This is a genomic window from Halorubrum sp. BV1 (assembly GCF_000746205.1).
Lineage (GTDB): Archaea > Halobacteriota > Halobacteria > Halobacteriales > Haloferacaceae > Halorubrum.
The window spans coordinates 215614-228489 of record NZ_KN050825.1 but is presented as its reverse complement, the minus strand read 5'-3'; the positions used below and the strand labels follow the sequence as shown (position 1 = coordinate 228489).

The 12876-nt window shown below is 69.2% G+C and carries 10 protein-coding genes and 1 pseudogene; 8 read left to right on the top strand and 3 right to left on the bottom strand.

Annotated elements, in window-relative coordinates; all coding sequences use genetic code 11:
• The first annotated feature begins 123 nt into the window (after positions 1–123).
• The 3 genes and pseudogenes from EP28_RS12660 to rad50 all read left to right on the top strand — a co-directional run bounded on the left by EP28_RS12660 (position 124) and on the right by rad50 (position 4541).
• Positions 124–475 (top strand): annotated as a pseudogene (locus tag EP28_RS12660) (hypothetical protein).
• A complete protein-coding gene (gene mre11, locus EP28_RS12655) occupies positions 472–1851 on the top strand; it encodes a DNA double-strand break repair protein Mre11 (protein ID WP_049984360.1) in 1380 nt (459 codons plus the stop codon). Before EP28_RS12660 ends, mre11 begins: the two are co-directional and overlap by 4 nt.
• Complete coding sequence (gene rad50 / locus EP28_RS12650) at positions 1848–4541, top strand: DNA double-strand break repair ATPase Rad50 (protein WP_049984359.1); 2694 nt, start codon at positions 1848–1850, stop codon at positions 4539–4541. Before mre11 ends, rad50 begins: the two co-directional genes overlap by 4 nt.
• A gap of 99 nt (positions 4542–4640) precedes the next feature.
• Here the strand turns inward: rad50 and EP28_RS12645 are convergent, their stop codons facing one another.
• Both EP28_RS12645 and EP28_RS12640 read right to left on the bottom strand, forming a co-directional pair.
• Positions 4641–4790 carry a 50S ribosomal protein L40e gene (locus tag EP28_RS12645; protein WP_004049145.1) on the bottom strand — a complete coding sequence of 50 codons (150 nt, stop codon included), beginning with the start codon at positions 4788–4790 and terminating at the stop codon, positions 4641–4643.
• Positions 4791–4866: 76 nt separating this feature from the next.
• Positions 4867–5136, bottom strand: a complete 270-nt coding sequence (locus EP28_RS12640) for a thioredoxin family protein (protein ID WP_049984358.1) — start codon at positions 5134–5136, stop codon at positions 4867–4869.
• A gap of 251 nt (positions 5137–5387) precedes the next feature.
• Between EP28_RS12640 and EP28_RS12635 the strand changes: the two genes are divergently transcribed.
• From EP28_RS12635 to EP28_RS12620, 4 genes are all read left to right on the top strand, one after another.
• Positions 5388–5552: a preprotein translocase subunit Sec61beta gene (locus tag EP28_RS12635; RefSeq protein ID WP_049984357.1), complete on the top strand. Its 165-nt coding sequence runs from the start codon at positions 5388–5390 to the stop codon at positions 5550–5552.
• A gap of 129 nt (positions 5553–5681) precedes the next feature.
• On the top strand, positions 5682–6275 hold the full coding sequence (pdxT, locus tag EP28_RS12630) for a pyridoxal 5'-phosphate synthase glutaminase subunit PdxT (RefSeq protein ID WP_049984356.1): 594 nt from the start codon (positions 5682–5684) through the stop codon (positions 6273–6275).
• On the top strand, positions 6272–6583 hold the full coding sequence (gene hisE / locus EP28_RS12625) for a phosphoribosyl-ATP diphosphatase (RefSeq protein WP_049984355.1): 312 nt from the start codon (positions 6272–6274) through the stop codon (positions 6581–6583). Before pdxT ends, hisE begins: the two co-directional genes overlap by 4 nt.
• 132 nt (positions 6584–6715) lie before the next feature.
• Positions 6716–8914: a hypothetical protein gene (locus EP28_RS12620; RefSeq protein ID WP_049984354.1), complete on the top strand. Its 2199-nt coding sequence runs from the start codon at positions 6716–6718 to the stop codon at positions 8912–8914.
• A gap of 131 nt (positions 8915–9045) precedes the next feature.
• Here EP28_RS12620 and EP28_RS12615 read toward each other — a convergent pair whose 3' ends face one another.
• On the bottom strand, positions 9046–9414 hold the full coding sequence (locus tag EP28_RS12615) for a VOC family protein (RefSeq protein WP_049984353.1): 369 nt from the start codon (positions 9412–9414) through the stop codon (positions 9046–9048).
• A 194-nt stretch (positions 9415–9608) separates the two neighbouring features.
• Between EP28_RS12615 and EP28_RS12610 the strand changes: the two genes are divergently transcribed.
• Complete coding sequence (locus EP28_RS12610) at positions 9609–12695, top strand: FAD-binding and (Fe-S)-binding domain-containing protein (protein WP_049984352.1); 3087 nt, start codon at positions 9609–9611, stop codon at positions 12693–12695.
• Positions 12696–12876 lie beyond the last annotated feature (181 nt).

The following is a 12876-nucleotide window of genomic DNA, read 5'->3' as shown; positions in this document are numbered from 1 at the left end:
GTGAGACATACCTGCGTGAGACATACCTGCGTGAGACATACCTGCGTGAGACATACCTGCGTGAGACATACTCTCGTGTTCCCACGTCCGAGCGTTAACAAGCGATAGCGACGCAGAGCGCGCGTGGTCTCCACTACCGCGGTCAAACGCGCGCTCGCCGCGCTCGCGACACGCACCGACACCGCGACGTCCCCCGCCGTCGCCGTGATCGACGAGGCGGACGCGGCGCGCACGGACCTCAGACGGGCCGCCGGATTCGTCCACGGCGGCGGGCTCAATCGCCTGCGCGAGGCGATCGCGGCCGCCGAGCGCGACGGCGACGACGCGGCGGCAGAGCGGGGCCACGAGGCGCTCGACGCGTATCGACGATTCCGGGCGGCCGCCGCCGGGTGACGCGGCTCGGCTCGGCCGCGTCAGCGCGACCCGTTCCCCCGGAACCCCTAAACCCGATACCGGCCAAGACGCGCACAGATGACACGGGTGATCCACACCGGCGACACCCACATCGGGTACGCGCAATACCACTCGCCGGTCCGACGCCAGGACTTCCTCGACGCGTTCGCCGCCGTGGTCGACGACGCCGTCGACGGCGACGTCGACGCCGTCGTCCACGCGGGCGACCTCTTTCACGACCGTCGACCGGACCTTCCCGACCTGATGGGGACGATCTCCGTCCTCCGGCGGCTCGACGACGCCGGAATTCCCTTCCTCGCGGTGGTCGGCAACCACGAGTCGACCCGGGGCGGCCAGTGGCTCGACCTGTTCGAGCGGCTGGGGCTCGCGACCCGCCTCGGCGACGCGCCGACCGTCGTCGGCGACACCGCCTTCTACGGGCTCGATCACGTCCCCGTCTCCCGCCGCGACGACCTCGACTACGCGTTCGCTGACCACGACGCGGAGTACGCCGCCTTAGTCGCCCACGGCCTGTTCGAGCCGTTCGGCTACGCCGACTGGGACACGGAGAAGGTGCTCGCGGAGAGCGACGTGGCGTTCGACGCGATGCTCCTCGGTGACAACCACACGCCGGACGTCGCCGAAGTCGCGGACACGTGGGTCACCTACCCGGGATCGACAGAGCGCGCGAGCGCGAGCGAGACGGCAGGCAGGGGATACAACCTCGTCACCTTCGACGCGGACGCCGCGGGCGGCGACGACCGCGTGGAGATCCGACGGCGCGCGCTCGACACGCGCCCGTTCGTCTTCGTCGAGGTCGACCTCCGAGAGGGCGAAGGCGAGTCGCGCGTTCGCGAGCAGGTGCGCCAGTACGATCTGGACGACGCAGTCGTCCTCGTCGACGTGACCGGCGAGGGCGACCCGGTCACGCCGGCCGCGATCGAGGCGTTCGCGACCGACGAGGGCGCGCTCATCGCCCGCGTGACCGACCGCCGGGAGGTCGAGACGGACGCCGAGGTGGACGTGAGCTTCGCGGACCCCGAAGACGCGGTCCGCGAGCGCCTCGACGAGATGTCGCTCTCGCCGGCCGCGAACGACGTCGAAGACGCGGTCCGGTCGGAGACGGTCCCCGACACCACCGTCAGGGAGACGGTGAAACGACGCGTCGAAGAGCGGCTCGACGATCTCGACGCGTTCGATTCCGGGGGAGAGGGCGGAAACGAGGACTCGGCGTCCGGCGGGACCGACACGTCTGACGGGACCGACACACCCGGCGGGGCCGCCGAACCGTCCACCGGGACCGCCGAACCGTCCACCGATGGCGCGGACACGGCTGACAGCGCTGACGACACGGACGGTGACGCAGACGCCGATAACGACGCGGACGGCGACGACGAACCATCCACTGATGACGCCGATCCGATCGACGGCCAAGTCTCCATGGAGGACTACCTGTGAACTTCGACCGCGTCCGGCTCTCGAACTTCAAGCCCTACGGTGACGCCGACCTTCGGCTGAGCGAGGGCGTCACCGTAATTCACGGACTCAACGGCAGCGGGAAGTCATCGCTCTTGGAGGCGTGTTTCTTCGCGTTGTACGGCTCGACGGCGCTCGACGGCACGCTCGACGACGTGATCACGAACGGGGAAGAAGAGACCGAAGTCGACCTGTGGTTCACCCACGACGGCGCGTCCTACCACGTCGAGCGGCGACTCAAGGCGTACGACGGGCGGATCGACCACCAGTGCACCCTCGAATCGACGGACGGAGAAGACGTGGTCCGTGACGGCGCGCGTGCCGTGCGGGAGTTCGTCACCGAGCTGCTCCGGATGGACGCCGAGGCGTTCGTCAACTGCGCGTACGTCCGGCAGGGCGAGGTGAACAAGCTGATCAACGCCACTCCCCGCGAGCGCCAGGACACGATAGACGACCTGCTCCAGCTCGGGAAACTGGAGGAGTACCGCGAGCGCGCGGGCGACGCCCGTCTCGGCGTCGAGGACGTCTTGGAGAACCGGCGCGGGCGGCTCGACCAGCTCGACGGCCAGATCGAAACGAAGGAAGCGAAGGATCTCCACGACCGGCTCAACGGGCTCGAAACCGAACTCTCGGAGGTCACAGACGAGATCGATCGGTGCGAGACGCAGCGCGAACAGGCGAAACAGACCCGAGAGGCCGCCGCCGAGACGCTGTCGACCCACGCGGAGAAACGCGAGACGCTGGAGGCGGTCGAGGCGGAGATAGACGAGATCGAAGCGGCGATCCGGGCGGCCGAACGCGAGCGCGACGAGCACCGCGACGCGGTCCGCGAGGCTCGCGAGCGGATCGGAGAGATCGAAGGCGAGATCGCCGACCGACTCGACGACGCCGGGCTCGACGCGGCGAGCGACGAGGCCATCGCCGAGCGGCGCGAGGAGCTTGCCGACCGCGAGAGCGAGATCCGCGACGAACTCGACGACGAGCGGGTGAACGCCGAGGCGTTCCGTAATCAGGCGACGAACCTCGCCGAGAAGGCCGCCGACCGCGACGAGCGCGCCGCGGAGGCGGAGTCAGCGGCCGCCGACCTCGCCGCGGAGGCCGAGGCGGCCGCGGAGGAGGCCGCCGACCGCGAGGCGTCGATCGAGGAGCTTCGTGGGGAGGCCGAGACGCTGCGCGAGCGGTTCGCGACCGCCGACGCCGACGTCGACCCCGACGGGGCGGCCGACCGGCGGGAGGTCCTCCGCGAGCGGCGCGGCGAGGTCCGTGAGCGGATCGCGGAGCTGGAAGCGGAGGTGAAGAACGCCCGCGATCGCGTCGCGGAGGCAGAGGAGCTGCTCGCGGCCGGGAAGTGTCCCGAGTGCGGCCAGCCGGTCGCGGACTCCCCGCACGCGAGCGGGATCGACGAGGACCGCGAGCGAGTCGCCGAGCTGGAGGCGGAACTGGAGGACGCCCGCGAGCGAGAGAGCGATCTCGACGACCGGGTCGCGGAACTGACCGACCTCGCGAGCGCGGCCGACCGGCTCGACGAGATAGACGACCGGATCCAGGCCCTCGGCGAGCGGGTCGACGAGAAGCGGTCGGAGGTGGAACGGAAGCGAGAGGCGGCCACGGAGAAGCGCGAGCGCGCCGCCGACCTCCGCGCGGAGGCCGAAGAGACCCGCGAGGTCGCCGCCCAGAAACGGGAGGAGGCCGAGACGGCCGCGGATCGCGTGGCAGAGTTGGAGGAGGCGCTCGCAGCGATTGAGGACGTCCGGGAGGCGGTGGCCGCGATCGAAGAGCGGCTCTCGGCTATCGCAGACGCGGAAGACGCGATCGAGCGGCACCGCGAGAAGCGGGAGAACCTAACGGAGGTGAACGACGAGCGACGCGACCGCCTCGCGGACAAGCGCGAGCGACGCGACGAGATCGCCGACGCGGTCGACGAGGACGCGGTCGAGACGGCGAGAGCGAAGAAAGCGCAGGCCGAGGAGTACCTCGAGGAGGTCGACGAGGAGCTCGACCGGCTCGCGGACCGCCGGACCGAAATCGAGAACGCGATCGGCGGCGTGAAAGGCGAACTCCGAGAGTTAGAGACCCTCCGCGAGGAGCGCGAATCGCTCACAGAGCGGGTGGACGCGCTCGAAGCGCTCCACGCGGAGACGAGCGAACTGGAGGCGATGTACGGCGACCTGCGCGCGGAACTGCGCCAGCGAAACGTCGCCGAGTTGGAGCGCACCCTCAACGAGACGTTCGAACTCGTCTACGGCAACGACGCCTACTCGCACATCGAACTCGACGGCGAGTACGTGCTCACGGTGTGTCAGAAGGACGGGGAGGCGCTGGATCCGGAACAGCTCTCCGGCGGCGAGCGCGCCCTGTTCAACCTCTCGTTGCGCTGTGCGATCTACCGGCTGCTCTCGGAGGGGATCGAGGGCGCAGCGCCGACGCCGCCGCTCATCCTCGATGAGCCGACGGTCTTTCTCGATTCCGGCCACGTCTCCCGGCTCGTGCGCCTCGTCGAGGAGATGCGCGGGTTCGGCGTTCGACAGATCCTCATCGTCAGCCACGACGACGAGCTGGTTGGGGCCGCAGACGACCTCGTCACCGTCGAGAAGGACCCCCGGTCGAACCGGTCGACGGTGCGCCGCGAGGACGCGGCGGAACTCGACGCGGCGTCGCTCGCGGACGATTGAACCGATCGAACGAACGGACGCCGGACTCGGAGACGCTTCGAAACGGAAACGGAAACGGGTACCGGCGATCGGTGAATCGACGCCGATTCCCTGAGTGGTTTACGCGGCGCGGCGTTCCTTCGCCTTCGGGCGGAGCTTCGTGTAGCCGCACTTGCGGCAGCGGTCGGCGTCGGGAGAGTTGCGAGCGTTACAGCGCATGCAGATGTGTCGATCGAGGTTGCGGCGTTCCGCGGCGTCGAAACTAGCCATACGACTACTGTCGTGGCGACGCTGTAAAAGCTTGCGAGACGCCGCCGGTCACGACGGACCGCGTCCGACTGTCCGGCTACGCGCCCGCCTCGGCGAGCGCCGCTTCGATGTCTTCCCGCTGTGTGACGCCCACGAACCGGTCGACGACGCCGTCGTCGTTCTCGACGATCAGTGTCGGAAGCGATCGCACCTGATACTGGTTGGCGACGTCCTGCTCCTCGTCGACGTTCACCTTCTGCAGTTCGAAGGCGTCGCCGAGGTCCTCCTCAATCTCCTCGAGGATCGGGTCCTGCGTCTTACACGGGCCACACCAGTCTGCGTGAAAATCCAGCAGTCGAACAGTCATTATCCGCCGCAACGTACCGTCGCACCGCGCATAAGGGTTTCCCACTTGTGCGTATTCGGGTACAGAATCGCCGGGCGCGGGACAGCGAGACCGCCGGGCGCGGGACAGCGAGACCGCCGGGCGCGGGACAGCGAGACCGCCGGGCGCGGGACAGCGAGACCGCCGGGCGCGGTTGGCGGACCCGGAGGCCGAGCGCCCGGGGCCGAGACGCGAGCGAAACGTTTAGAACGCGGTGAGACGGAACACAGTGTATGAGCAGTGGCTCCAACTCCGGCGGCCTGATGTCGAGTGCGGGACTGGTCCGCTACTTCGACAACCAGGGTCGGGACGCGATCACGATGAATCCGAAGACCGTCCTCGCCTTTTGTGTCCTCTTCGGCGTGTTCGTCCAGATACTCTCCCTGACCGTCGCGTAGATCGGCCGAGAGCGTCGACCGCGACGCTCGACGACAGACTCGACAGGCCGCCGATCGATCGACTGCCGGTCGATCGACGGCCGTCCGCGTAGCGCGCCCTTTTTCCCCGTCCTCGACGGATCGCCAGTCATGCAAGCAGGCGTCATCGCCGTGCAGGGCGACGTGGCCGAACACGCCGCGGCCGTCCGGAACGCCGCGGCCGCCCACGACGAGCCAGTGGACGTCGTCGAGATCAGCGAGGCGGGACTCGTGCCCGACTGCGACGTCCTCCTCGTACCGGGCGGCGAGTCGACGACGATCTCGCGGCTGCTCCACCGCGAGGGCATCGCCGCCGAGATCCGCGACCACGTCGCGGCCGGCAAGCCCGCGCTCGCGACCTGCGCCGGCCTCATCGTCTGCGCCCGCGACGCGAAAGACGACCGCGTCGACCCGCTCGGTCTTGTCGACGTCTCGGTCGACCGGAACGCGTTCGGGAGACAGAAGGACTCCTTCGAGGCGGCGCTGTCGGTCGACGGACTCGACGACCCGTTCCACGCGGTGTTCATCCGTGCACCGCTCATCGACGACGTCGGCCCGGACGTCGAGGTCCTCGCGACCGTCGACGGCGGGCCGGTCGCGGTGCGCGACGGTCCCGTCCTCGCCACCGCGTTCCACCCGGAGCTCACCGATGACCCGCGGATCCACGATCTCGCCTTCTTCCCCGAGCAGGAGGTGATGGCGTGAGCGACCCCGAGGCGGAAGCGACCAACGAGGCCGTCCTCGACGCGCTGTTCGCCACCATCGAGTCCCGGAAAGCCGAGCTTCCCGAAGGGTCGTACACCGCCTCCTTATTCACCCACGAGAAGGGTGAAAACGCCGTCTTAGAGAAGATCGGCGAGGAGTCGACAGAGGCTATCCTCGCGGCGAAGGACGACGACCTCGACGAGCTTACGGCCGAGAGCGCCGACCTCGTCTACCACCTCTTGGTGCTGCTCGCGATGAAGGACCTCGACCTCGACGACCTCCGCGGCGAGCTCCGCGAGCGATTCTAGCGCCGGCCGGTGAGCCGACACTGCACCGCGTCAGAAGACTTATTCGCCGCTACGGTCGTGAGCTACTGACATGAACACGGAGTTGCGGTCCCCGACAAACGGTCCGGATTCGGACGGCCGGGTGGGTCGCCCGTGACCGATCGGCCGAATCCGGACGCCGACCGCCGGGCCGTCGACCGGCGGACCGTGCTCGGCGCGCTCGCCGGAGCCGGGAGCGCCGCGGTCGCCGGCTGCTCCGGCTCGGAACCGGACGACACCGCGACGACCGACATGGATCCGGAGCGGCTCGCCGAACTCGCCGCGCGGTTCGCGCCGACGCTGTACTTCGACGCCGCGGAGCCGTGGTTCCCGACCGACCCGCGTCCGTACGCCACAGAGGAAGGCGGCGAGACGGTCGTCGACGGGCTCGACGCCTTCGACGGGTATCACGAGCGCTACGACGCGGCCGGCGTCCCTCCCGACCCGACCGTCTTCTATCACGGCGTCCGCTATGAGGACTCGCCGCTCGCGGTCGTCCAGTTCTGGTTGTACTCCGCGTTCGACCAGTTCACCGCGAACTTCCACTGGCACGACTGGGAGGTGCTCCATGTGTTCGTGGACCTCGACACCGGCGAGCCGCAGCTGTACGTCGCCAGCTCGCACTCTCGAAGCGTCCCGAACAACGAGTTCCTCGATCCCGACCCCGACCGCGTCCCGCGGATTCTCACTGAACTCGGCTCGCACTCCAGCACGCTCTCCGTCAACGATATTCCCGACGGGTTCCAGCGCGTCGGCGGCGACGGCCTGCTCGCCGACATCACGAACGCGACGATCGACACAATAGAGGACCTACTCGGCGTCCCCATCGCGTACGGGCTCCCACGCGACGAGGGGATGCGGCTCCCGTTCGTCGTCCCCGAGTACGAGGGCGAGCCGATCTACGACCACCCCGACCTCCCCGCCGTGACCGCCGACTCGCTGGTCGACGAGGCGCTCACGGTCCGGTCGCTCGACGCCCTCGCCGCGCCGCCAACGGAGCTCCCGCTTCGAGAGACGGGCGTCGCGTTCCGTCACCGGGACCGAGACGACCCCGAGGCGACCGACGCCGTCGAGTCTGTCGTTTCCTACGAACTCGTCGAAACGGCCGAGTTAGAGGACATATCGGCCTTTTCAGGCCCGCAGCTCAGCTTCGAGTTCGCGGTTCCGGAGGCGGTCGAGGACGCGGTCGCGAGCCACATCACGACGACCGGCGTGCCGTGGGAACAGCCCCGCTACGAGAATCCGGCGGCCGACATCAGCGCCGGCAACCATCGCGCGGAGCTCGCGGCCCGGTACGAGGCCGTCGCCGACCGCGCGGGGATCGGAGACGAGGCCGCCGCCGCGTTTGACGGGCTCGTCGCTCGCGTCACGGAGGCGGTCGAGAGCGACGAGGCACCGGACGGCGAGGGGCTGACGGTGACCGAGTCGACCGTCGAGTCGGTCGTGTTGATCGAAAGTGCTCCCGAGATGGTTCCGACGTTCGGCGGCGTCGCCGTCGCCGAGGGCGTCCCGGAGGGCGACCACCGTCTCACGGTCAACGGCGCGGGACGGACGCCGCACAGCGAGCGACTACGCGTCGCGGCCGACGAGACCACGGTCGCCGGCGTGGAGGGGGATATCCCGCTCGTCGCCCGCGAGGACGCGACGCGAGTCGAGATCGGCGAGGCGGCCGGCGAGACCGAACTGGCGCGCGCCGCGCTCGAAGACGACTTCGCCGGGCGGATCTACGACTCCGCGGTCGACGGAACCGACGCGGTGTACGTCCACGCGGGCGGCGCGTACACGGCCGAGGTGCGCGACGCGGCGGCTGAGATCGGCGCGTACCGGGTCACTCCGTCGGTCGACGACGCCGGGGCGGAAACCGGTTCGCCGATCCGGATCGAGCGCCCGGAGACGGGCGCGGCCTCGCTGGCCGGGTTCGTCGCCGACGTCGCCGAGGAGACCCGCGCGGAGGTGGCCGCGGCGAGCGGGGACGGTGACGACGACGATGCGGACGCCGGGAGCGGCGACAGCGAGGATGGCGATGGGAGCGCGGGCGACGCCGGCGGTCCGTCGAGCGCCATCACCGGACTCGAACGCGCGCTCGCGGCCGCGGTCGAGGCCGCCGAGCGCGCCGAGGCGCGGGCCCGCGAGGGCGACGCGCCCGGCGCGACCCGGCAGTTGGAAGCGGTCGCAGACCGGATCGCTCGGATCGAAGAGCGACTGGCCGCGGCCCGCGGCGGGCTTCCGCCGGGGCTCGCGGCGGCGACCGAGAACCGGATGGCACAGGCGGCGCGGCGCGTCGAACAGGCGCAGGCGTCGGGGTCGCTGTAGCGGACGGCGAGCGGGACGTCGCCGTCGACGCCGGCGGCGATCGCGGGAGACGCGTCTCGCCGGTGTTCTGGGACTCAGCGGACGATTCAGCGCTCGTATCGGCCGAAAAAAGGATCGGGAGGCGCGTCCGACTACAGCGGCTCGATCAGTTCGACGGCGTGGCCGTCGGGGTCTTTCACGAACGCGGTCCGCGCGCCCGCGGCCGGCTGGTCGCCGGGCTCTTTCACGACGCCGTGGTGGTCGATCGACTCGAACGCCGCGTCGACGTCGTCGACGCCGACGGCGACGTGGTCGAAGCGGTCGCCGTCGTCGCTCGGCGTCTCGCCGTCGGTGTCGGACAGCTGGAACTCCACGCCCGCGTCGTCGGCGACGTACACGTTACGCGTGTCGCCGTCCTCGGTCGTGAACTCCCACGAGCGCTCGAACCCGAGCTGTTCGACGTACCAGTCGGCCGTTCGGTCCGCGTCTTCCACGTTGAGACACGTGTGGAGAATCTCCATGGATCGCCGTCTCGCGGGGTGGACAATAAATCCCGACGAACCGCGCCGCGGAGGGACGCGACCCCCCCGGGGGTTGTGGTGCGACGTGGCCGCACGGTCGTCCCGATATCGGCCGACGGCGACGGGAACCATTACTCGGTATCATATTCATTTTTAACAAAGGATTTATTCGCACCGTACCGCCCAGTAGTAACATGGCAACTGAGCCCACGCGGGGGAACGACTTCACGGACCTCGACACGTCGTCTGCCGCGCTCGGTCATGACAGGCCGGACGTAGCCGCATTCAGGGAACTCGCGTCCGACCTCCGGGCGCGCGTCGACGGCGACGTCCAGTTCGACGAGTACGCCCAGGTCCTGTACGCGACCGACGGCAGCATCTATCAGGCGCGACCGGCCGGCGTCGTGACGCCGCGCTCCGTCGAGGACGTCCAAAAGACGATGCGGGTCGCGGCCGACCACGGCGTCCCCGTCATCCCGCGCGGCGCGGGCTCCTCGCTCGGCGGACAGACCGTCGGTCCGGGCTGTGTCGTGCTCGATTTTACGCCGAACATGGACGAGATAGTCGAGGTCCGCCCAGACGACCGCCGCGCGGTGGTCCAGCCCGGCGTGGTCCAAGACCACCTCGACGACCGGCTCGCGGAGGACGGACTGAAGTTCGCGCCCGACCCGGCGTCGTCGGCGCGGGCGACGGTCGTCGGCGGCATCGGCAACAACTCCACGGGTGCGCACTCGGTCCGCTACGGGATCACGGACGCGTACACCGAGGAGCTGAAGGTCGTGCTCGCTGACGGCTCGCTCATCCACACCCGAGAGGTCGTCCTCGACTCGCCGGAGTACGAGGAGATAGTCTCCGGCGACGGTCAGGAGGCCGCGCTCTACGAGACGACCCGCCAGCTCGTCGAGGACAACCAGGCCGAGATCGACGACAAGTATCCGAACCTCAAGCGGTCGGTGTCGGGATACAACCTCCACAAGGTGATCTACGAGAACGACGACGGCGAGGAGGTCATCAACCTCTCGAAGCTGTTCGTCGGCGCGGAGGGTACGCTCGGCACGATCGTCGAGGCCGAGGTGTCACTTGTCACCCGCCCCGAGGAGACGGCGCTCGCGCTGTACACCTTCGACTCGCTCGTCGACGCGATGCAGGCCGTCCCGGAGGCGTTGGAGTTCCCGGTGAGCGCGGTGGAGCTGATGGACGACGAGGTGTTCTCTCTCGCCGCCGGCTCACAGGAGTTCGCGCAGTACGCCGAGCCGATCCCCGACCGAGCCGCGGCGGCGCTCATGCTGGAGTGGGACTCGGAGCTCGTCGACGACTTCGAGTCGGCGATCGCGGACACGAACGCCCACTTCGTCGACGAGGGCGACGCCTTCGACGTGATCGAGGCGTACACGGAGGCGGATCAAGCGGACATCTGGAAGCTTCGGAAGGCGGCGATCCCGCTTTTGATGGGGATGAAGGGCGACCCCAAGCCGTACCCGTTCATCGAGGACGCGACGGTGCCGCCGGCGGAACTGGCCGAGTACGTCGGTCAGTTCGAGGAGGTGCTGACCGATCACGACACCTCCGCGGCCTACTTCGCGCACGCCGGCTCCGGAACGCTCCACATCCGTCCGATCCTCTCGCTGAAAGAAGAGGAGGGCGTCGAGAAGATGCACTCCATCTCCGAGGACGTCACCGACCTCGTCTTAGAGCACCACGGGGCGTTCTCCGGCGAGCACGGCGACGGCCTCGCGCGCACCGAGTTCAACCCGAAAATGTACGGCGAGGACCTGTGGGGCGCGTTCCAAGAGCTCAAGTCGACGTTCGACCCCGAGTGGCGGATGAACCCGGGCAAGGTCGTCTACGTCGACGGCGACACCGCCGACGAGCGCGGCTACCCCGACACCGCGGCCGACACCGACATGCGCGAGAACCTGCGGTACGGCCCGGCCTACGAATCCATCGAGCCGCAGACCGCGCTCGACTTCGAGGACGAGGGCGGCTTTTCGCACCTCGTCGAGCTGTGTAACGGCTGTGGCACCTGTCGGGAGACGGACTCCGGCGTGATGTGTCCGACCTACCGCGCCTCCGAAGAAGAGATTCAGGCGACGCGGGGCCGGGCGAACATGCTCCGGGCCGCCATCAGCGGGGAGCTGGACGAAGACGAGATCCACTCGGACCGGTTCCAAGAGGAAGTGCTCGGCCTCTGTGTCGGCTGTAAGGGATGTAAGAGCGACTGTCCGACCGGCGTCGACCTCGCGAAGCTAAAGGCCGAGGTGAAACACGAACACCACGAGAAAGAGGGATCGGGGCTCCGCGAGCGGATCTTCCGCGACATCGACCGGTTCTCGGCGCTCGGGAGCACGCTCGCGCCGATCTCGAACGCGGCGTCGAAGATTCCGGGAGCCCGCGCGGTGATGGACGCGGTCGCGGGTATCGCGCCCGACCGCGAACTGCCGACGTTCCGCTCCGAGAGCTTCGAGGAGTGGTTCGAATCGCGCGGCGGCTCGACGGTGTCCGCCGCGGAGGCGACGGACACCGTCGTGTTGTTCCCGGACACGTACACCAACTACAGCTACCCGGCGGCCGGGAAGGCGGCGGTCGAGGTGCTGGAGTCGGCCGGCGTCCGCGTCGAGGTTCCGGGTGACCTCGCGCCCTCCGGCCGGGCGGCGTTCTCGACCGGCTTCCTCGACGACGCCCGCGAGCGCGCGGCGACCAACGTCGAGAAGCTCGCGCCGCGGGTCCGCGAGGGGCAGTCGGTCGTCTTCGTCGAGCCCTCCGACGCGGTGATGTTCCAGGACGAGTACCTCGATCTCCTCGACGGCGAGGACGTGGAGGCCGTCTCCGCGGCCGCCTACGGCGTATTAGAGTATCTCGACGTCGGCCGCGTCGACGAGCAGCTGGCGTTCGACGCGCCGGCCGAGACGCTCACGTATCACGGGCACTGTAACCAGAAGGCGACGAACAAGGACCACCACGCGGTCGGCGTGATGCGGCGCGCGGGCTACGACGTCGACCCGCTCGACTCCTCGTGTTGCGGGATGGCCGGCTCCTTCGGCTACGAGTCGGAGCACTACGACATCTCGAAGGCGATCGGCCGGATCCTCTTCGATCAGGTCGACGAGAGCTCCGGCGACACCGTGACCGCGCCGGGCGCGTCCTGCCGGTCGCAGCTCGGCGATCGCGAGACCGAGACGGAGAACCCGCCGCACCCGATCGAGAAGGTCGCCGAGGCGGTGACCGGTCCAGCGGGAGCCGCGCACGCCGGATCGGCTGACGCGGCGCCCGCGGACGACTGAGCGGCCGGGTTCGGATGGAGATCTGAAGTCCCCCGGTTCGACTGGAGATCGGCCGCCCCAGTGTTCGACTGGAGATCGAGCGTTCGTCCCGCTTTTGTCGCCCCGAACACGCTCTCCGGGCGGGTTCGCGCACGCGCTGACCGCGGTTTCGATCACGCGTTCTTGACGCTATCCGAGTCCG

What these genes read in the sequence shown, in the direction of transcription:
- mre11 (WP_049984360.1), top strand. Translation starts at nt 472, where the DNA reads ATGACACGGGTGATCCACACCGGCGACACCCACATCGGGTACGCGCAA.
- EP28_RS12645 (WP_004049145.1), bottom strand. Translation starts at nt 4,790, where the DNA reads ATGGCTAGTTTCGACGCCGCGGAACGCCGCAACCTCGATCGACACATC.
- EP28_RS12640 (WP_049984358.1), bottom strand. Translation starts at nt 5,136, where the DNA reads ATGACTGTTCGACTGCTGGATTTTCACGCAGACTGGTGTGGCCCGTGT.
- EP28_RS12610 (WP_049984352.1), top strand. Translation starts at nt 9,609, where the DNA reads ATGGCAACTGAGCCCACGCGGGGGAACGACTTCACGGACCTCGACACG.
- pdxT (WP_049984356.1), top strand. Translation starts at nt 5,682, where the DNA reads ATGCAAGCAGGCGTCATCGCCGTGCAGGGCGACGTGGCCGAACACGCC.
- EP28_RS12635 (WP_049984357.1), top strand. Translation starts at nt 5,388, where the DNA reads ATGAGCAGTGGCTCCAACTCCGGCGGCCTGATGTCGAGTGCGGGACTG.
- EP28_RS12615 (WP_049984353.1), bottom strand. Translation starts at nt 9,414, where the DNA reads ATGGAGATTCTCCACACGTGTCTCAACGTGGAAGACGCGGACCGAACG.